The sequence below is a fragment of the Nonomuraea sp. 10N515B genome (assembly GCF_052245915.1).
Classification (GTDB): Bacteria; Actinomycetota; Actinomycetes; order Streptosporangiales; family Streptosporangiaceae; genus Nonomuraea.
The window spans coordinates 52,651-70,050 of the sequence record NZ_JBQQBQ010000051.1 but is presented as its reverse complement, the minus strand read 5'-3'; the positions used below and the strand labels follow the sequence as shown (position 1 = coordinate 70,050).

Below are 17,400 nucleotides of genomic sequence, written 5' to 3'. Positions count from 1 at the left end.
GCTGGATCGTCGAGCAGACCAACGGCACCTTGATGCTCCACCGGCGGCTGGTCCGCGAGTATGAGCATCTGCCGGCCAGCTCCGAATCACGGGTGCACTGGGCGATGACCGACGTGATGTCCCGCCGGCTGACCCGCGCCCCAGCCCCTTCGTGGCGGTCGACATGACCAGGCCCGGCCGGCCGGATCCCGACCCCGGGACATGGCTCCTGAACAAGATCGACGCACGGGAGCAGGCCGTGACCTGCCAGATCGAGCAGGCCCAGGCAGAGATCCACGTGCTGACCGCACGCCTCGGAGAACTCACCGAGACGATCGAGCATCTGCGGATCACCCGCAAGACCCTGCTCTCGCTCGCCCACGAACCCGACACCGAGCCGGTCGCGGCACCTCCCGCACTGCCTGACAACCCGGCCTACCAGCAGATTCTGACCGTCTTCGCCGACCTTGGCCGCCCCCTGCGGGCTCGCGAGCTGTGTGAGGCTCTCGACCTGCCCCTGGCGCACAACAGCATCCAAAACGTCCGCGCCAAGCTCAAACGCCTGGTCAGCCACGGCGTCCTCGTGGAGAACGAGCCGGGTTTGTTCGCTCAACCGCTCCCGTAGCCCGGCGAACCCTGCCCTGACCAGCCTGCACTATCCAGCGCAAGCGACGAAGCGGACATCAACTCGCGTAACGCCCTCTCAGAAGCAGGCCATACTCAGCATTAACTGGCAGGGGTCTTTTCTGGGCGGTACGCGGTTCGACAAGTTCATCGCGGAGGTACGCGTCGAGCGCTACAACGTCATTTATGGGAACGAGCAATGCAACTGGAAGAACGACCTCAACAGCATCTCCGACTCCGAGGGCAGGATGTGGGACTGCTACGCCTACTACAACTCATCCCTCAACGGTGGGTGGACCGCCGACGGGAGGATCATCTATAACATCAACAACGACGGCAAGGGTGACATGACCTGGGATCTCACCGGCTCCGGTTACGTCGCCGTGGCGCCGGACGGCACCGAGATCGAGCAGCCCTCGACCGAAGAGCCAGCCTCCTGAGCTTAGTGATACGAGATGGGTGTAGTTCTTCCGCAATGACTGGTTAGATCAGGCTGTCAGGGTGTATCCATCGTGGTGACGGCTGTGGTGAACGCGCTGGTTCTCGCGGTCGACGTGGAAAACCCAGTACTGATCGAGATCCCTGTTGGCGATCACAGCGCGAATTTTCAAGATGGCCTCGGCTCCAGCCAGTCCCCACCTGGCTCCGGTGATCTCCAGCGGTTTCACGATCAAACAGCCAGGCCAGCAAACGCCCAGCTCAGCAGGTCACTGCGGAAGAGCTACACCCAATTCGAAGAGCCGTTATGCGCCGGAGCGCTCCGCCGGCAGGAAGATCGTCTGCTGATTTTTGCGGGCAGTACGGGCGGCCGGAATGCGGGCGGCGGTTGCAGCGGGCAGTTTGGTGGCCGCTTCCTCCCAAGGGCAGAACTGGGCGGCGTCAAGTTCGTCCGTCTGCAATCGGATACGGGAGGGGTCGGTGATGGTGCCGCCGTCGAAGATGAAGTTCATCATCGGGCGCCGCCGATCACCCATCGGCGGAGCCCAGTCGACCACGAGCAATGGTCCGAGCCGGACCTGCAGTCCGAGTTCCTCGGCGACCTCGCGCACGGCACAAATGTGGGGAGGCTCTCCGTCGTCAACCATCCCCCCGGGTACGGCCCAGTAACTGCGGTAGTTGGGTTTGACCAGCAGGACGCGATCGGCGTTGTCGGTGAGCAGCATGCACGCTGACACGTGAACAGTGGGCAGGCTGGCATACCACTCAGCGGGCGGCAGATAGGGCTGGCTCACCTCATCCAGGCTACTCCCGCTCGACCTAGCCGCCTGCCGCTTGGCCTGTCCGCTCTGCTAGTAGCTGGTCCGGCAGTTGATCGAGGAAGGTCCTTACCTCGGCGATGGGCTGGTGCGGGACGAGCACGTCGGCTAGCAGGGTGATGCGGGCGGCGACACGGCGCGAGCGGATCCGCCGAGCCAACTGCAGCGTCTGCAGCGCCAGGAGCGCGGCCTGATCGATGTGGCCGGCCCGGGCGTGTGCGGTCGCGGTGAGCGCGGTGTGAAGAGCTCGGGTGCGCATGTTGGCCGGGCCGAGGTCGAGGGCCTGCTGACGGTAGCGCAGCGCCTGACCGGGTTGCCCAAGATCGAGCAAGGACCGCATCGCGGTGCCGGCCAGGTGCGCGGGACTGAAGTAGCAAACCCAGGCCGGAGCGGTGGCATCGGCGCAATCGAGGGCGCGCTTGGCACGCGCGATCGCCTTCTCAAAGCCTTGCCGGTCACCGGTCAGGGCATGCGCGTTGGCCGCAGTGGCGTGCAACCGGGCGGCCACCGTCGCGCAGGGACGGCGGCCGGCGCCTTCCACAGCGGCCTGGGCCAGCCGGACGGCCTCGCCGGGCAGGCCGAGGAAGATCGCCTGGGTGGCGAGGTTGGCAAGAATGTGCGCTCCGTGCAAGCGGTCACCGGCGGCCTTGGACAGACGCAATGCCTGGATGAAGCCACGCTCGGCGGCACCGTGGTCGCCGATGTCGAAGGACATGAATGCAGCCATTCCGGTTAGTTCGGCCGCTACGGCGAACAGCTCCCTTCCGACGGTGTCGGGGTAGCGTCCGCGCAGTAGTGGTGCCACGTCGCGGGTGAGGAAATCGCCCAGGAACGCTCGAGCGTGCCCGCCTCCATGCCGCCGGTCGAGTTCGAGGAACTGCTCGGCGCATGAGCGCAGCACCTGTACGTCCATGGCGTCGACAGGCCGTCCCGCCGCCCTTGCCACGCTGGCGTCGGGTGGATCGAAGTGCCAGCGCCACCCGGCCTGCTCGGCCGCATTGGCGACGAACGGCGCCGAGGAATCCGGTATCGCCGGCGAGGAGGACGTGCCGCCGAGTCGGCGCCACAGCCCGGCGGCGTTCTCAATAGCCGCGGGCACGCTGGTTGGGAACAGCAGCGCCTGCGCGTCGGCGTCGGCCGCCAAGGCGGCGAAGCCGAGGTCGCTGGCCTGTACGGCACGGCCGAGCCGGGCCGCTAGCAGCTCGGCGATGAGTTCAGGGGCCGGCTGTTCCGGGCAACGGCCGCGGAGCCACCAGTACACCGACGCGCCGTCGTAGCGCAGGACCAGGCCATACCGGTCGGCAGCGGCCTGGTTGACTTGGCGGGCGAACGCGGCCAGCGAACGGTGGTATGCCGCCTCGGTGAGCAAGACCTCCAGCTCACGATTGGTGACTGGCCGTGTCATACCGACGCCCTTCGGTGGCCTACAGGGGTCATTGTCACCGAGGGCATTCATGACCAAACCCACGGCCCGACCGCGCAAGAAGCGCGCAAGGCACGCAGAGGTGCTCGCACAGGCGCGCAGGCTGCTCCATCTGCCCAGAGGCGGCGGGCTGGGCGGACCGTGAAGGCCGACGGCGACCATCCAGGTTGCGCCGACCGACCAGGGACACACTGCCAATGACGTTGCGCACCGACCTCCCCATGCCACGGCGGCTGTCCGGCGGCGCCGGCGACTTCGTCCGCCGCGGCGGCCAGCTGCGAGTCTCGCTCACCCCCCGCTGCCAGCTCGGCTGCTGGTTCTGCCACAACGAAGGAGAGATCCCGCCACGCATCACGCACCACGATCGCGCCATCCAGCCCCGCCGCCGAGCGCTGAACGCCGCCGACTTCCTGTCCGCTATCAATGCGATGACCGCCACAGGGATCCGCCGCGTCTTCTTCACCGGAGGCGAGCCACTGCTGTCCCCGCTGGCCCGCCCGATCCTGCAGGGCCTGCCGGCACACCGGATGGGTGACTACACAACCACGTTGATCACCAATGGGCTCACGCTTACCAAGGACCTCGGCTGGCTGACCGACACCGCGCTGGACCGGATCAAGGTCTCGCTGCACTACTTCTCCGACGCCTCCATCGCCGCAATCGCCGAGGGCAAACCCGGCGACATCGCCAAGATCAAAGCCGGGATCGAGGCGGCCATCGGGCGCATCCCAATCGTGGAGCTGAACCTGCTATTGCAGGAGCAGAACGCCCACGAAGTGATGGACATCATCGCCTACGCCCGCGAGTTGGGCACCAGCCTCCAGATCATCGAACTGGTCAGCACCGACCACAACGAGCACCTGGGCGGCGTCAAGGTCCCCTCCAGCGACATCAGCGCCTACCTGCGCTCCTTCGCAACCGCCGAAGACATCGTCACCTCCGGCACTGGGCAGGGCCGCCGTGTCTTCACCGTCCCCGGCCGACACGGTGAGATGACCATCGAAGTCATCGACGCCTCGCTTGGCCGTCACCACGTCGGCCAGTGCGCGGCCTGCCCCGAGCGGCCGCGCTGCGTCGAGGGCTTTTGGGCGCTGCGCCTGGACTCGGCCGGCGCCCTGAGCCCTTGCCTGCTCCGCCCCGACTTGCGCCTGGACGTGACTCCCTACACAGAGGATCGGACCGCAATGCTGGCGGCCGTTTCCGCGCACCTGGACGCCTTCACCGAAGGGACGCTGCAATGACCATCGCCGCACCCCACGTCAGCATCGGCCACCTGCTTCCCACGGCTTACCAACAGGCCGAAGCGCCACGATCGGGGATCTTCGTGGTTCTGGAGGGGATCAGCGGATCGGGTAAGTCCACCCTGGCCGCACACCTGGCCGACCGACTCGGCTGCTGCTCCTTCCACACGGTCCCTTCCCCCATCTCGGGCTTGCAGCCGTACATCAACACGCACGCCCGCGCCCTGCCTCAGCTCGCCTTCTATCTGGCCGGTGCGCTGCATGCCGCCGACTTGGCCCGCGAAGCGCTGCAGAGCGGGCACGCGGTGGCAGACCGCTACGTCAACTCCGTCATCGCCAACCACGCCGCTGTGCACGGCCTGGACAACGCCACCGTCACCGCGACCATTGCCCCGTTCACCGGCTACCTGACCCAGCCGGACCTAACCGTCTACCTACACACCGACCTGGACGAGCTGATCGAGCGGATGACCGCCAGGCCCGATCAGAGCGCCGCCGACCGCGACCTGATCGCCAACCGTGCCCTGCTGCGGCGGCTACAGGAACACTACGACCACATCGCTGCCACCGATCCGACCGCTTACCACTTGCGCACTGACGGCCGCACCGCGGCTCAGCTCGCCGCCCATCTCACTGACCTGATTCACGCGATGGCCCACAGTCAGGCGCCACGCACCCGCGTCTGACGGCTGTCCTTGGGGCGGCCCATGCCGAGAACACCCGTGCTCCCCGCAAGGTGCGATAGCGTGACCTGTCCAAGGGCATCGTCACCGCGGGGAGTACGGCCATGGCCGCACCAGCCGAGACCTTCCGGCCCCATGTGGGGGTGCACCTGATCCTCATCCGCGGCGGCAAGGTGCTGCTCCTGCTGCGAGCGAACACCGGCTTCGCCGACGGCTCCTGGTCGGTGCCCGGCGGCTGCCTGGACGCCGGCGAAACCCTGCCCGAGGGCGCGGCCCGCGAGGCTCGCGAAGAACTTGGCATCGTCATCGACCGCGCCGACCTGGCCTTTGCGCACCTGTGTCACCATGCCGACCCCGACGGCCAGGCCCGCATCGGCGTGTTCTTCGCCGCCACCCGCTGGGCGGGAGAACCCGTCAACGCCGAGCCCAGCAAATGCGACAAGATCGATTGGTTCGGCCTCGACGACCTGCCCGCCGACGTCGTCAGCTACATCCGCACCGGAATCGACGCATATCGCTGCGGCCAGGCCTTCAGCCTCGACGGCTGGACCGCACCCGAGCACCTCTAATTCGAGGGTCTTTCCCAGAGGACTGGGGATACTACTGGAACGACTTGCGACGTCCTGCCCCCAGCGGAGGGTGGACATCACCAGTTGGCCTGGCGACACCGATTCCTTCGTCGACGCCATGGTCTGGCTGGTCAGTCGAGCCGGTTGCCAGCCCGATTTGGGTCCGGGACACCGCTGCCGGCGGCGCATTTCGTGGTGCGCGGCAGGCAGGTGGCGGGGCGGCTGCTCGTCCGCCGCCAGCACCGCTTCTGGCGGTGGCGCTGGTGACCGGAAAGACTGCTTCATGCCGCCTGTGACGAGCCTCTTGTACGGGTGCGCAGGCGTGCGTTTCCCTGGCCCAGCCACCTTGTCATAAGCGTTATTGCGGCCCGTGTCTGGCAGGCATCAACCTGCGATGGAGGCGTTGGCCTCCGTGATGAACTTCCGTGCGGCGTCGTCAGGGGTCATCCGGCCGAACAACACCTCATCCGTATACCGCTTGAGGATGCCCTCCATGGCGCTTGCGAGCTTCGGCGGGGCGGCAGGCGGATCCGTGAGCTCGCCCTTGATCTCGTCGAGGAAGGCCAGCGTCTTCCTGTCAGTCTCCGAAAGCTTGTCCTGGACCGCCGCCAGTACCTTGGAGCTGGCCGGAAGGCCGCGGTCACTGAGGATGATCCGGCCCGCCTCCGGGTCGTTGATCATGAAGTCGATGAACTTGGCGGCCTCGGCCGCGTGCTCAGACTTCGCCGAGGCGGTGTAGAACATCGCGGGCTGCAGGAACATGCCGCCGGCGGAGGCGTCCTGCGCCTTCGGCATCCGCAGCAGCTCCATTTCCTTGCCGCCCGACGCCTTGCTGATCGCGCCGAGCTCGTTGCTCCACCACATCCCCATCGCGCCGTTTCCGGTGGCGAACAGCGACCGGTCCGCGTTCTGGGCACCGAGTTCGAGGCTCTTGGGGATGTCAGGAGAACCCTTGGTCTTGGCCAGCTTCCGGTGGATGGCCCACCATGCCTTGAGCGTATTGGGCGAGACGCCCATCTTGTTGCCGTCATAGAAGCGCTCGCCCCGCTGAGCGGCGAAGATCTGCAGGAAGGCCGGGTTGAAAGCCTGCTGCGTGCCGTAGACCTTGCCGCCGGCCCCTGCGGTGATCTTCGCGGCCAAGTCGATGTATTCTTCCCAGGTCCACGTGGTGTCGTCGGGTAGTTTCTGCCCCGCGCTCTCGATCGCCTTCGGGTCCACGACCAGGGACCAGGCGTTGACTCCGGTGGGGATGGCGACCTGCTTGCCGTCGATCACGCCGGTGGCCAGCACCTTGCCGTCGATGTCGGCAGTGTTGACCCTGCTGGAGAGGTCGGCGAGTGTGCCGCGCTCGGCGTACTCCCGCAGGCCGCGGATCTCGATCGTGATGACGTCAGGCGTATCCTCGCCCGCGACCTTCGTAGCCAGCGTCTCGTAGTAGCTGCCGAAGCCGGAGAACTCTCCCACGACGTCGATGTCCGGGTTCTTCGCCTCGAACCTCTTGATCGCCTCTTCGGTCATCTTCTGCCGAGCGTCAGTGCCCCAGTAGGAGAAGCGCAGCTTGATCTTGCCGTCGGCGCCTTCGCCGCCGCAGGCCGCAGTGATCACCAGCACAGCAGTGGCCAGCAACGCTACCGTCCACATCTTCTTGCCAGAGCCCACGGCTCTACCTCCTGGGGGGTGGGAGGGACCTGCTTCGGTCCTGGGGTGGTCACACCATGGATCAGGTACTTCGTCCGGCCAGGAAGAGGTCGAAGATCAGCCCGAGCGCGCGTTGATCGGCATGGCGAGCATCGGGGCCCACGACGACTCTCCACCGGAGTCAAAGAATCCTGCAAGGCTACCGGGACAGTGAAGTTGTCGGAAGTTATTCAGATAGAGGAAAAGGCCGAGAAAGTCGGTCCGTACCCAAATGGGCGTTTAATCCTTTCCGATCCCGCGTTCAGGTAATGCGTCATGCGGAGCGGGGTGACAGGGCCTCGTAGTCGCGGGTTTGGCAGAAGGGAAACATGAGCCAGCCTCGGGGCGCGCTTGGCCATCCATCGGGTGCGGAAGCCACATAAGCCCCGGCTCGGCCATCGACTGATCGCGGCACGTTTCGGGAAATCTCGCTTGTCAATTGCATAGACGAGAATGTGGGTCCCTCCTTCGATGGAAAGGTGCGTGCTCATGCCTCGATTGCTGCGCCGTTTGGCGGTCATCGCAGCAAGCCTTCTCCTCGCGGCGGCGACAGTCGTCGTGCCGGCCTCGGCATCCTCCGGTCTCGCGGCACCCAGGATCGTCTACATCAAGCAGAAGAACTCCCCCACCCGGCACCTCGGAGTGCTCGGCTTCGCCGAATCCCGGGATCCGGTGAACCAACTGCTCGGCTCGGAGCAGTTATGGGAGATGAACGTCGTCTCGACGCACCAGGGCGCGTGGGTCGTCACCTTCAAGCTGTATGGGTCGAACCTGTGCCTGGACAAGTCCCTCGACACGTCCACGAGCAACATCGTCTACCTCTACAGCTGCCTGGGGACGGCCAACCAGCGGTGGCTCCTGCAGCGAACGGGATCCGTCACCGGCGCGAATCTGCATTACATCAGGACCTATTATCAGGGCACCCCTGGAAACTGTCTCCGTACTTACACCACAGGCAATTCCATCGTCTGGAATTGCGCGGATGAGCTGGACGAATACGCCATTTACGTGATCTGAGCCGAATGACGAGACCACCTCCTCATGCCGATCCACGCGTTTACGAGGGCAGCGTCGTACGGGGCTGCCCAACGTGGGGCCTCTGGCTGGAGGTGGAGATGGTGCCCCTGCGGCATCGGGCGCCGGCGAGTCCTGACTTGGCTCACGTTCAAGATCAAATCCGAGTCGTAGGTCGCAGGCCTTCGGGGGCAACAAGGCTGAGACGCACACCATGCTCCCGGTGGTGGCGACCCGCCTCCCCAGAGGTGACGCGACCGTAACTCTGAGTGATTTGTCCAGGCGCTTCCCTTACGCACCCTTGGCGCTGGACTGGTCTTATCCCGCCGCTCGCCATGGTGGTTGCGAACATTCCCCCAATTCGCACCAGAGCATGGGAGATCATGATGAATCTTCGAGTTTCTGCCTGCGCAGCCTTCGCCGCAGGAGCCGTTCTTCTCGTCACGGCCACGGGCGGCGGCCAGGCGACGGCCCAGACCCACGCGGCGTCCGCCGCAGCCAAGCCGGCCCAGCCAGCCGCCGCGGCCAAGCCGTCCAAGGCGCAGATCGCGGCACTCTTCATCACCTGGAACGCCGCCCTGACCAGCGGCGACCCCAGAAAAGTCGCCGACCTGTACGCGCCCGGCGCCGTCCTTCTCCCCACCGCCTCGCCCAAGATCCGCACCAACCGCGCGCAGATCGTGGACTACTTCGAGCACTTCCTGCAGAAGAAGCCGACGGGCAAGAAGATCCGTACCATCGTCAAGGTCCTGGACGCCGACACCGCGATCGACACCGGCCTGTACCGTTTCACCCTCACCGGCAAGGACGGCAAGAAGCAGGCGGTCGACGCACGCTACACGTACCTGTACGAGAAGCGCGGCGGCAAGTGGCTGATCGTCAACCACCACTCCTCGGTGCTGCCGCCCGAAGACTGATCCGCACACACAGCCCGCCGCCGGGAGCGTCGCGCAAGGCGACGCTCCCACCGTCGTCGGTCACCAGTTGCTTGACGATGGCCAGGCCCAGGCCGGAGCCGGCCCGCCCGGTGAGTCCCCGGCCGCGCCAGAACCGGTCGAAGGCCCGGGCCTTCTCAGCCGGCGGCATGCCGGGCCCTTCGTCGAAAACGTCGAGCACGACTTCGTCGCCGCGCGGTTCCACCCGCACCGCGATCGTGCCGCCGTCCGGAGAGACCTCCAGGGCGTTGGACAGAACGTTGTCCAGGACCTGGTCGAGATGGCCAGGGCTGGCCATGACGAGAGGGCGGGGATCGGGCGGCCACGCGATCGTGAAGCGCACGCCCCGCTCTTCACCCGCCACGCGCCAGACGCCGAGGCGCTGCTCGACGATCTCGGCAAGCGGCAGCGGCTCGGCGGCGGTGGCCTCGCTCTCGGCCCTGGCCAGTACCAGCAGGCCGTTGACCAGGCGGCTCATGCGGACGACCTCGGCTGTCGCCTGTTCCACGTCCTCCCGTACGTACTCGTCGTCGACGCCGTCGGCGATGTTGTCCAAGGACAGCCGGAGCGCGGTGAGCGGCGTGCGCAGCTGGTGGGAGGCGTCGGCGACGAAGACCCGCTGGGCGTTGATCAGGGTCTCCAGCCGTTCGGCGCCGGAGTTCAGGGTCCTGGCGAGGGTCTGCGTTTCGGCCGGGCCCGTGACTGGGGAGCGGGCGGTGAGGTCGCCGTCGCCGAACTTGCTGGCCATCTCGTGCAGCTCGCGCAGCGGCCGGGTGAGCCGCCGCGCGGTGAGCGTCCCGAGCACCGCCGCCACCGCCACCACGGCGGCGGCCAGGACCGCGCGGAAGCCCCAGACCTGCCACAACCGGTCGTTGAGCTCGCCGGGTGGGTAGACGATCCGTACCGCGCCGACGATCCGCCGGTCGGCGGCCCGCGCCGGCACCGTCACATAGAGCGAGGAGTCCCAGCGGACGGTGACGTCTCCCTGGAGCGCGCGGGTGAAGTCCGCGTCGCCGGCAGCCGTGGGCGCGGGCAGCGGCGGCACCGCGCCCCCGCGGAAGGAGATCACCTCGACCCTGCCGGGTGTCTCCTGCCCGTACGCCTCCGCCATGCGAGCCAGGGCCTGCCGGGAGGGCACGTCGTCATTGGCCAGCAGCAACGCCATCGTGGTGGCCTCACGGCGGACACCCAGCTCGATGTCCTCGCGCAGTTGCGTGGTCAGCGTGAAGGCGACGGGAACGGTGAAGGCCGCGAGCGCGACGGCGACCAGCAGCACATAGCTGACGATCAACTGCCGGTTCATGGTGATCTGGGGCCGACGACGAGCCGGAAGCCGACACCCCGCACCGTCTCGATGGCGAGCACGCCGGCGAACTTGCGGCGCAGCGCCGCGACGTGCACGTCGAGGGTCTTGGTGGGGCCGAACCAGTTGGCGTCCCACACCGCTTCCATGATCTGCTCGCGGGTCATCAGCGCCCCCGGCTCCTCGGTCAGGAAGGCCAGCAGCTCGTACTCCTTGGGGGTGAGCGGCACCTCCTCGCCGTCGACGTACGCGCGGGCGGCTCTGCGGTCGACGCTCAGCCGGCCGTAGCGGTCAGGCGCGACTTCCACCTTCTCCTGCGGCGGCTTCACCCGCCGCATCACCGCCCTGATGCGGGCGATCACCTCGCGTACCCCGAACGGCTTGGACACGTAGTCGTCGGCGCCGATCTCCAGCCCGACCACGCGGTCGGTCTCGTCGCTGCGCGCGCTGATCACAATGATCGGCACCTCGCCCCGGGCTCTCAGCGCACGGCACACGTCCAGGCCGTCCGCGTCGGGCAGCCCGAGGTCCAGCAGGACCAGATCGGCGGGCTCAGCCTGCAGCGCCGCCGCTCCGGTCGTGACCCAGACCACCTCGAACCCGTACCGCGTCAGGCCGCGGCGCAGCGATTCAGCGATCGGCTCGTCGTCTTCCACCAGCAGTACGCGCACAAGAGCATCCCGGAAGTGCAGTCGCGGTTCGGATGACAGGGGAGTTTATGGCCTGCCTGGCGTATCCGGGCCGGTGGGCAGGGATGTCGCGCCGCCTACGTTGATGATCGCCGACCGGGCGTTCGCCGCGGATGGTTCGCTGCACTACCCGTCCATCGACCGGACGCTGACCACCGTGCCCGGCGTCGCGACGGCTGCGAGTCCTCCTGCAAGGGAGGATGAGCCTGATCGTGTTCCGCCCAGCGCGCCGCGGCACATCGCTGCCGCGGTGAAGGCGCAATGCCGAGCCAGGCCCGCCGTACTTCTGCTGGTCACGTGACCATGGCAAGCTCGTAGGCCGAGATGGGACGGAAAGTGGACAGCGCTGCCACCAGGTCAGCCTCAGCGATGCTCGAACCGTTGAGCATGACCAGCGCATCGCCCGACCTGGCGAAGACGGTGACCCATGAGGACCCGGCACCGGTCCGGACCCATCGGTCGCCTGGGAGCGATTTGCACCGCAGTGGAACTCCGTAGTCCTCGGTGACCGCCAGGCAGGAATCTCGCGGGTTTCCAGCCGCGGCGGGCCAGACCGTGACCTGGATCTCGGAGAATCCCCGATTCGGCGTGGCGTCCCGCCAGTACTCCAGCCAGGTGGACGGTTCCGGCTCCCGCTGCCCGGCGGCATTGAGATCCACGTGGACCAGCCGGTATCCCTGGATCGCTGGAGCGATCAGCGGCACGCCGGACCTCTCGAAGCTGCGGACTTCAAACCAGGCCAGGATCTGCGGCTTGTACTGCGCCGCGCCCCAGGATCCGAGGGGCACGGTTACGACCAGGGCTACCGCCCACCAGCGAAGGGGCGACATGAACGACCACGCCGACAGGGCGAAGCCGACAGCACCACCGACCACGTAGACAGGGGCGACAAGGGCCGGTAGAGGTCCGAGCAGCTCCGACTCCGGGACCGGCACCAGCACCGCGAGGGCACCGATGAGCAACCAAGTCGCAGAGCCCCCGACAAGACCGACCATGCCCCAGCGCGGCAGCCCGGCCATCTGCGCACCCACTGTGCCCAGGATTATCGCCAGGAGGAACATTTCCGGCAGGAGAGCGGCCCCGTCGAGCTCTTCCTCCTGCATGCCCACCCAGATGATGGCCGTGGGGATAATGCCCGTCACCAATCCGATGAGGGCTGCACGCCCCAGGACAGCTCTGGTCGATAAATCCTGCATGTTCCTATTGTTGCCGCTGGCCATGCCAGAACGAGTCCAGAACAACTCGATCGAGGGCGAAGGTGAGCTGGTCAGCCATCGCGGGAGAGCCGCTGACCTTGTACTGATCAGCGGCCCGAACCCTCGGCGACGATGGTGTTGATCGAGCGGGGACTCGGGAAGCGCAACCACCTTTCGCGAAGTGATCGCGCCCGCGCGGCCTGCTCTCGAGTGGGCGCGTCCAGGGCAGAGCACCGTCAGCCAGAGCCTCACGTCTCGCGACACTATGCGCGACCGCCCAAAAGCTGGCGTTTGGCGTGTTCGGCCAGGGCCTGGTAGATGCTGGCCGGGCTGGGGAACGACCTTTGCGCCCGCCGGTGGGGATGATCAGGTCGGGCTGGATCGGTTCGACGGACTCGCGGGCGGCCCTCACGGCGTGGCCGGTCCACTTGGCGTGCCGGCGATCTGGGTGACGAGGAAGTCGAGCCGCTCCGTTTTGCCGTTCGGGGGGATGCGACCCTGCCGACAGGGCAGCTATGCCGCGCAACGCGCTCCGGGTGACTTCGGCGAACAGTTCGCGTCGCAGGTCGCCGCCGTGTGGAACGACTGACCGTACGTAGCTGGGTCAGCGGGTGGCGCTGAGCTGGTCGAGCAGCAGCGTCAGGCGGGCCTCGCGGCCTGAGGCGGGGAGTCGGCCGCCGCGGGACAGGACGATCAGCCCGTGCAGGGCGCTCCAGGCGACTTCCGTCAGGATCGCCGGGTCGCGGCCGTCGGCGAACTGCGCGACCCCGGACAAAAGCGCCTGGAAGCCGTCCCGGAGCGGCTCTGGGGTGTCGTCCTGGCCGAACGGGAGGTCCACGGCCATCGTGAACATGGCGTCGTACAGCGCGGGATTCTCCTCGGCGAACGCCATGTAGGCCCTGGCCAGCCCTTCCAGCACGGCCCGCGGCTCGCCCGTCCGGGTCGCGGCGCGCAGGCGTACGGCCAGTTCCGTGAAGCCCTCCAGCGCCACCGCCGCGACGATGGCGTCCTTGCCGGCGAAGTGGCTGTACAGGACGGGCTGGCTGTACTCGATCTCGTCGGCCAGGCGGCGGGTGGTGACGGCGTCCCAGCCCTCGGACTCGGCCAGCTTGCGGGCGGTCTTGACGATCAGGTCGTGGCGCTGGGCGCGTTCGCGTTCTCTGCGCTGCTGTGTGGACACCCTCCAGATGCTAGCACCGCTAGACAGATGAGCGCCGCTAGGCTAGCGTCGCTAATACTTCTAGCAGCGATCGAAGGAGACGGCATGGTCACCATCGCCACCTGGCTCGCCGGACTGATCGCCATCGGGATCATCCTCATCGGCATCCGCTTCCTGCTGCAGCCGGTCGCGTCGGCGGAGGGCTACGGGGTTCCCGTCTCGATGAACGCGTACCTGACCGTCAAGGGCGTACGGGACATCACGGCCGGGCTCGTCGTGCTCCCGGCCCTCGTGACGGGAAACCAGCACATGCTCGGTTGGCTGATTCTCGCCAGTGTGTTCGCCCCGCTGGGCGACATGGTCGTCGTGCTCAGGAACAGGGGGCCGCGGGCGGTGGCGTTCGGCGTCCACGGCCTCACCGCCGCGGTGATGGTGGTGGTCGCGGCCATTCTCATCCTGGTGTGATCGAGGTTTCGCGTAATCCTTGTCCGGGCTGGTCAGGGCGCCGTCCTTGCCGTAGTGCGGCACGGTATTCCTTCGCATTTTCTGAGAACTCGAAAAAGGGAGACGACGATGACGATCAACGATCTGCGCGGTGTCCTCAAGGGGCGCGTGCTCCTGGCCGATGACGACGGCTTTGAACAGGCGGCCACCGCGTGGAATCTGACCGTCAGGCAGCCTGGGCGGGGCGCTCGCCGAGCCGGGCGGCGGGGCCGGTGCGAGCGGCGCGGTGGCTGAGCCGTACCTGCTCGGCCTGCTGGGTCTCGGCCTGCCGCACGCGGCCGATGCGACGCGCGCCAAGCAGGCCGAGGTCGTGGCCGACCTGGAGGCCTACATCAGCGGCCGCAAGCCGTACACCCTGCTGTCCCCCGGTGAGACGGCGGCGAAGTCCTTCTCCGGCAGCGCGCTCACGCGGCTGCGGGAGATCAAGCGGGCCCGTGACCCCCACAACGTGTTCCGCGCGAACTACCCGGTGCTCGGATAGATCGGTTCCCCCGACGATGCGGCGGTGAACAGCAGCCGGACCAGCAGGCCGGCCACGCCGGCGAGCACCACGAACCAGACATGAGCGCGATCGACCGGGCCGGGCGACAGTAAGGCGCGCCCCAGCTCGGCCACCGCCAGAAGCGGCGCCAGGCCCGCCACGGCGCCGATCACCTGCAGAATCACCAGGGCGGCGAAACTGCCGGCGTGCGGGCGCAGTAGCCCGGCCACGGTGCCGGAGTCCGGCCGGGTGTCACCTACCGAGGGACTCCCGGAGGAAGGCGAGGATCTCCGCCCGCGCGGGCGTCGCCTGGGGTGCCATGCCCGGCATGCTCAGGAACGCGTGCCCCGTCTCCGGGTACTCGCTGAGCCGCGCGGGCGTCCCGGCAGCCTGGAGCCGCTCGGCGTAGCGGCGGCCGTGGTCGGCGATCGGGTCGGAAGTCGGCACCACCACGAGCGCTGGGGCCAGCCCGTTCAGATCGTCGGCGTACAGCGGCGACAGCGCGCGGGCGTCGGCGCCCTCGGGGATGGCGAGCCGCTGGAAGAACCGCAGCACCGGCACGGACAGGGTGGGCGTGTCCGCGTACTGGGTCGTCGAGTCGTACGTCCAGGCCGTCGAGGTCACGTCGACCGCCGGGTTGACCAGCACTTGCGCCCGCAGCCCCAGGCCGGTCCGCCTGGCCCTGATGGCCGCCAGCGCGCTGATCAGCCCGCCGCAGCTCTCGCCGAAGACGGCGACGCGGGCCGGATCGATGTCCCACGTCCCGGCGTGCTCCACCACGTGCCGGAGCACGTCCCAGCCGTCGTCGGCGGCGGCGGACAGCGGCGTCTCCCAGTCGAGGAGGCGGTGCTCGACCGAGACGACGACCGCCGGCAGGTGGGCGGCGAGGTGGCTGTTGACCCAGTCGCTCTGCGCGGCCGTGCCGACAAAGGCGCCTCCGTGCACGTGGATCACGAGGGGCAGAGGGCCTGCGGCCGAGGGGCGGTACACCCGGACGGGGAGCTCACGGCCGGGCAGCGCCACCTGCTGCCAGCCGATCGTGGCACCGGAGTCCGGCTCCCCAGTGATCACCCGTGCCGCCGTGGACGCCCGGACGCGGTTCTCGGCGTCTCTGAAGGCGATCAGTTCCTCGGGCGTCACCGTGGACCAGTCCGGCTCCGCCGGCCGCATCGCGATGATGTCGTTCATGGACCTCTCCTCAGGTTTCGCTACCTCTGGTTTCGAAACCTACGGTAGCGCAACTCGGTATCGTGTGAGCATGACTTCGAGCACACCCGCCCGGCCGCCCGGCCGTCCGCGTTCCGGCATCAACGACGTGGTCTTCGCCGCGACGCTGAGCACGGTCCACGAGCTGGGCTACGCGCGTGCCACGGTGGAGCGCATCGCCGCTGCGGCCGGCATCGCGAAGACGACGATCTACCGTCGCTGGCCGACGAAGGGGGCGCTGATCGTGGACTGCCTGCTCGACGCGTTCGGCCCGGCGCCGCTGGAGGGCGGCAGCCGGGCCGAGATCATGTCCTCGGCCATCCGCTGGACCGCGGGCAAGATCGGCGAGCCGGGGGTGGGCGACGCGTTCGCGGGCGTGTTCAGTGACGGTGTCAGCGATCCGGAGCTGCGCGAGATCCTCTCCTCGCGGCTGCAGGACCCCTACCGGCTCGCGCTCCAGGCCGCGCTCGGCGAGCCGGAGCACCGGGTCCTGTTCTTCATCGACGTCGTCGTCGGGACCCTGCTCCACCGAATGGGCATGACCGGCGAGCCGATGGTCAACGATGACGTCGACGCGCTGGTGGAGATGGTCCTTCCGTTCTTCCGCTGAGGACGCGAGGCCGGCGGATGAAGACGCTCGCCAGGTACGGGGCGGGCAGCAAGGCGCCGCTACTGGCGCGGCTGCACGAGCCGAGGAAGACGTCGACGATGTTGGCGGTGACCCGGTCGTTGGAGGCCGAGGCGATCGACGACGCCCTTGATGGTCACGCCAGTTTGAGCGTCCACGCGGGGTCGCGACCGGCGAAGCCGAGTGCGCGGTCGAACGCCGGCGCGTCCTCGGGGACCTCGACCACCGGTCCGAAGAGTCCTTCCCGGCTGGCTGCCTGGTCCGGTTGCGCCGACGCGCTGGTGAACGCGAGGACGGCCGCCGTGTCGGCGGGGTTGCACGTGAACGGCTGGCCGGTGGCGCGGGCCAGGTCCCAGCCGTGCAGGACCAGTTCGTCCAGCGCGACCATGCCCATCTCTTCAGCGGGCATCGTCACACCGCCGGCCTCGGTCATCCCCTCCCAGGCGATCGGGTCACGCCAGGCCTCCACCAGCTCATCGAGCCGCTGCGGAAGCAGCGTGCGCCACTGCGGATCGAGACGCTCGGCACTCGCGCTCGGCCCCGGTCCGCCTTCCGGCGGGGTCGTCTTGCGGGCCGCCCAGGTGAATGCCAGCGACAAGCCCATGAGGTGGTCGAGCAGTGCGGCGACCGGGGTGCCGGCGCACGGCGTTGGATCGTCCAGTTGGTCCTCGGTCACGCCATCCAACAGGCGCACCACTTCGCGGGCAGCGGACTCCAGATCGATCATGGGCATCGCGGTTTCCTCTCCGTCGGACCTCATTCGCTGCACCCGTGCTGACTCCCCAGGATCGAAGAAGTCATCGGTTGGCGCCGACGATCTCCCGTCCGCGCGG

General features: G+C 67.8%; 22 protein-coding genes. 11 read left to right on the top strand and 11 right to left on the bottom strand.

Features of this window, described 5'->3' with window-relative positions:
* The first annotated feature begins 163 nt into the window (after positions 1–163).
* The gene (locus ACTWQA_RS45010; protein ID WP_443164997.1) at positions 164–604 is read left to right on the top strand and encodes a hypothetical protein; all 441 of its coding nucleotides are present in this window, start codon (positions 164–166) and stop codon (positions 602–604) included.
* Positions 605–851: 247 nt separating this feature from the next.
* A complete protein-coding gene (locus tag ACTWQA_RS45005; protein WP_443164996.1) occupies positions 852–1,043 on the top strand; it encodes a hypothetical protein in 192 nt (63 codons plus the stop codon).
* A gap of 48 nt (positions 1,044–1,091) precedes the next feature.
* Here the strand turns inward: ACTWQA_RS45005 and ACTWQA_RS45000 are convergent, their stop codons facing one another.
* From ACTWQA_RS45000 to ACTWQA_RS44990, 3 genes are all read right to left on the bottom strand, one after another.
* Positions 1,092–1,271 (bottom strand): hypothetical protein, encoded by a 180-nt coding sequence (locus ACTWQA_RS45000; RefSeq protein ID WP_443164995.1) that lies wholly within the window; start codon positions 1,269–1,271, stop codon positions 1,092–1,094.
* A gap of 75 nt (positions 1,272–1,346) precedes the next feature.
* A complete protein-coding gene (locus tag ACTWQA_RS44995) occupies positions 1,347–1,835 on the bottom strand; it encodes an NUDIX domain-containing protein (protein WP_443164994.1) in 489 nt (162 codons plus the stop codon).
* A 25-nt stretch (positions 1,836–1,860) separates the two neighbouring features.
* Positions 1,861–3,228: a hypothetical protein gene (locus ACTWQA_RS44990; RefSeq protein ID WP_443164993.1), complete on the bottom strand. Its 1,368-nt coding sequence runs from the start codon at positions 3,226–3,228 to the stop codon at positions 1,861–1,863.
* Between the two features lie 251 nt (positions 3,229–3,479).
* On the opposite strand from ACTWQA_RS44990, the gene ACTWQA_RS44985 reads away from it, so the two are divergent.
* The 3 genes from ACTWQA_RS44985 (at position 3,480) to ACTWQA_RS44975 (ending at position 5,775) form a co-directional block, all read left to right on the top strand.
* Positions 3,480–4,523 (top strand): radical SAM protein, encoded by a 1,044-nt coding sequence (locus ACTWQA_RS44985; protein WP_443164992.1) that lies wholly within the window; start codon positions 3,480–3,482, stop codon positions 4,521–4,523.
* Complete coding sequence (locus ACTWQA_RS44980; protein WP_443164991.1) at positions 4,520–5,209, top strand: dTMP kinase; 690 nt, start codon at positions 4,520–4,522, stop codon at positions 5,207–5,209. The genes ACTWQA_RS44985 and ACTWQA_RS44980 overlap by 4 nt, the downstream gene beginning before the upstream one ends.
* Before the next feature lie 101 nt (positions 5,210–5,310).
* Positions 5,311–5,775, top strand: a complete 465-nt coding sequence (locus ACTWQA_RS44975) for an NUDIX hydrolase (protein ID WP_443164990.1) — start codon at positions 5,311–5,313, stop codon at positions 5,773–5,775.
* A 384-nt stretch (positions 5,776–6,159) separates the two neighbouring features.
* Here the strand turns inward: ACTWQA_RS44975 and ACTWQA_RS44970 are convergent, their stop codons facing one another.
* Positions 6,160–7,434: an ABC transporter substrate-binding protein gene (locus ACTWQA_RS44970; protein ID WP_443164989.1), complete on the bottom strand. Its 1,275-nt coding sequence runs from the start codon at positions 7,432–7,434 to the stop codon at positions 6,160–6,162.
* 507 nt (positions 7,435–7,941) lie between these two features.
* On the opposite strand from ACTWQA_RS44970, the gene ACTWQA_RS44965 reads away from it, so the two are divergent.
* Entirely contained in the window at positions 7,942–8,469 is a 528-nt protein-coding gene (locus ACTWQA_RS44965; protein WP_443164988.1) for an RICIN domain-containing protein, read from the top strand.
* A 380-nt stretch (positions 8,470–8,849) separates the two neighbouring features.
* On the top strand, positions 8,850–9,383 hold the full coding sequence (locus ACTWQA_RS44960) for an SgcJ/EcaC family oxidoreductase (RefSeq protein WP_443164987.1): 534 nt from the start codon (positions 8,850–8,852) through the stop codon (positions 9,381–9,383).
* On the opposite strand, the gene ACTWQA_RS44955 is transcribed toward ACTWQA_RS44960, so the two are convergent.
* The 4 genes from ACTWQA_RS44955 to ACTWQA_RS44940 all read right to left on the bottom strand — a co-directional run bounded on the left by ACTWQA_RS44955 (position 9,346) and on the right by ACTWQA_RS44940 (position 13,769).
* Positions 9,346–10,704: a sensor histidine kinase gene (locus ACTWQA_RS44955; protein ID WP_443164986.1), complete on the bottom strand. Its 1,359-nt coding sequence runs from the start codon at positions 10,702–10,704 to the stop codon at positions 9,346–9,348. The two genes, ACTWQA_RS44960 and ACTWQA_RS44955, sit on opposite strands and share 38 nt — an antisense overlap.
* The gene (locus ACTWQA_RS44950) at positions 10,701–11,375 is read right to left on the bottom strand and encodes a response regulator transcription factor (protein WP_443164985.1); all 675 of its coding nucleotides are present in this window, start codon (positions 11,373–11,375) and stop codon (positions 10,701–10,703) included. The genes ACTWQA_RS44955 and ACTWQA_RS44950 overlap by 4 nt, the downstream gene beginning before the upstream one ends.
* Before the next feature lie 311 nt (positions 11,376–11,686).
* Positions 11,687–12,613 carry a hypothetical protein gene (locus ACTWQA_RS44945; protein WP_443164984.1) on the bottom strand — a complete coding sequence of 309 codons (927 nt, stop codon included), beginning with the start codon at positions 12,611–12,613 and terminating at the stop codon, positions 11,687–11,689.
* A gap of 580 nt (positions 12,614–13,193) precedes the next feature.
* Entirely contained in the window at positions 13,194–13,769 is a 576-nt protein-coding gene (locus ACTWQA_RS44940) for a TetR/AcrR family transcriptional regulator (RefSeq protein ID WP_327587845.1), read from the bottom strand.
* 84 nt (positions 13,770–13,853) lie between these two features.
* Between ACTWQA_RS44940 and ACTWQA_RS44935 the strand changes: the two genes are divergently transcribed.
* The 3 genes from ACTWQA_RS44935 to ACTWQA_RS44925 all read left to right on the top strand — a co-directional run bounded on the left by ACTWQA_RS44935 (position 13,854) and on the right by ACTWQA_RS44925 (position 14,733).
* The gene (locus ACTWQA_RS44935; RefSeq protein ID WP_443164983.1) at positions 13,854–14,213 is read left to right on the top strand and encodes a DUF4267 domain-containing protein; all 360 of its coding nucleotides are present in this window, start codon (positions 13,854–13,856) and stop codon (positions 14,211–14,213) included.
* A gap of 108 nt (positions 14,214–14,321) precedes the next feature.
* Positions 14,322–14,486: a hypothetical protein gene (locus ACTWQA_RS44930; protein WP_443164982.1), complete on the top strand. Its 165-nt coding sequence runs from the start codon at positions 14,322–14,324 to the stop codon at positions 14,484–14,486.
* Positions 14,479–14,733 (top strand): BBE domain-containing protein, encoded by a 255-nt coding sequence (locus ACTWQA_RS44925; protein ID WP_443164981.1) that lies wholly within the window; start codon positions 14,479–14,481, stop codon positions 14,731–14,733. Before ACTWQA_RS44930 ends, ACTWQA_RS44925 begins: the two co-directional genes overlap by 8 nt.
* Here the strand turns inward: ACTWQA_RS44925 and ACTWQA_RS44920 are convergent.
* Positions 14,715–14,963 carry a hypothetical protein gene (locus ACTWQA_RS44920; protein ID WP_443164980.1) on the bottom strand — a complete coding sequence of 83 codons (249 nt, stop codon included), beginning with the start codon at positions 14,961–14,963 and terminating at the stop codon, positions 14,715–14,717. The genes ACTWQA_RS44925 and ACTWQA_RS44920 overlap by 19 nt on opposite strands.
* A gap of 22 nt (positions 14,964–14,985) precedes the next feature.
* Positions 14,986–15,921, bottom strand: a complete 936-nt coding sequence (locus ACTWQA_RS44915) for an alpha/beta hydrolase (protein WP_443164979.1) — start codon at positions 15,919–15,921, stop codon at positions 14,986–14,988.
* A gap of 70 nt (positions 15,922–15,991) precedes the next feature.
* On the opposite strand from ACTWQA_RS44915, the gene ACTWQA_RS44910 reads away from it, so the two are divergent.
* On the top strand, positions 15,992–16,549 hold the full coding sequence (locus ACTWQA_RS44910; protein WP_443164978.1) for a TetR/AcrR family transcriptional regulator: 558 nt from the start codon (positions 15,992–15,994) through the stop codon (positions 16,547–16,549).
* Positions 16,550–16,703: 154 nt separating this feature from the next.
* On the opposite strand, the gene ACTWQA_RS44905 is transcribed toward ACTWQA_RS44910, so the two are convergent.
* Positions 16,704–17,294: a TIGR03086 family metal-binding protein gene (locus ACTWQA_RS44905; protein ID WP_443164977.1), complete on the bottom strand. Its 591-nt coding sequence runs from the start codon at positions 17,292–17,294 to the stop codon at positions 16,704–16,706.
* Between the last annotated feature and the right edge of the window lie 106 nt (positions 17,295–17,400).

What these genes read in the sequence shown, in the direction of transcription:
- ACTWQA_RS45010 (WP_443164997.1), top strand. Translation starts at nt 164, where the DNA reads ATGACCAGGCCCGGCCGGCCGGATCCCGACCCCGGGACATGGCTCCTG.
- ACTWQA_RS45005 (WP_443164996.1), top strand. Translation starts at nt 852, where the DNA reads ATGTGGGACTGCTACGCCTACTACAACTCATCCCTCAACGGTGGGTGG.
- ACTWQA_RS44985 (WP_443164992.1), top strand. Translation starts at nt 3,480, where the DNA reads ATGACGTTGCGCACCGACCTCCCCATGCCACGGCGGCTGTCCGGCGGC.
- ACTWQA_RS44980 (WP_443164991.1), top strand. Translation starts at nt 4,520, where the DNA reads ATGACCATCGCCGCACCCCACGTCAGCATCGGCCACCTGCTTCCCACG.
- ACTWQA_RS44975 (WP_443164990.1), top strand. Translation starts at nt 5,311, where the DNA reads ATGGCCGCACCAGCCGAGACCTTCCGGCCCCATGTGGGGGTGCACCTG.
- ACTWQA_RS44965 (WP_443164988.1), top strand. Translation starts at nt 7,942, where the DNA reads ATGCCTCGATTGCTGCGCCGTTTGGCGGTCATCGCAGCAAGCCTTCTC.
- ACTWQA_RS44960 (WP_443164987.1), top strand. Translation starts at nt 8,850, where the DNA reads ATGATGAATCTTCGAGTTTCTGCCTGCGCAGCCTTCGCCGCAGGAGCC.
- ACTWQA_RS44955 (WP_443164986.1), bottom strand. Translation starts at nt 10,704, where the DNA reads ATGAACCGGCAGTTGATCGTCAGCTATGTGCTGCTGGTCGCCGTCGCG.
- ACTWQA_RS44945 (WP_443164984.1), bottom strand. Translation starts at nt 12,613, where the DNA reads ATGGCCAGCGGCAACAATAGGAACATGCAGGATTTATCGACCAGAGCT.
- ACTWQA_RS44935 (WP_443164983.1), top strand. Translation starts at nt 13,854, where the DNA reads ATGGTCACCATCGCCACCTGGCTCGCCGGACTGATCGCCATCGGGATC.
- ACTWQA_RS44930 (WP_443164982.1), top strand. Translation starts at nt 14,322, where the DNA reads ATGACGATCAACGATCTGCGCGGTGTCCTCAAGGGGCGCGTGCTCCTG.
- ACTWQA_RS44915 (WP_443164979.1), bottom strand. Translation starts at nt 15,921, where the DNA reads ATGAACGACATCATCGCGATGCGGCCGGCGGAGCCGGACTGGTCCACG.
- ACTWQA_RS44910 (WP_443164978.1), top strand. Translation starts at nt 15,992, where the DNA reads ATGACTTCGAGCACACCCGCCCGGCCGCCCGGCCGTCCGCGTTCCGGC.
- ACTWQA_RS44905 (WP_443164977.1), bottom strand. Translation starts at nt 17,294, where the DNA reads ATGATCGATCTGGAGTCCGCTGCCCGCGAAGTGGTGCGCCTGTTGGAT.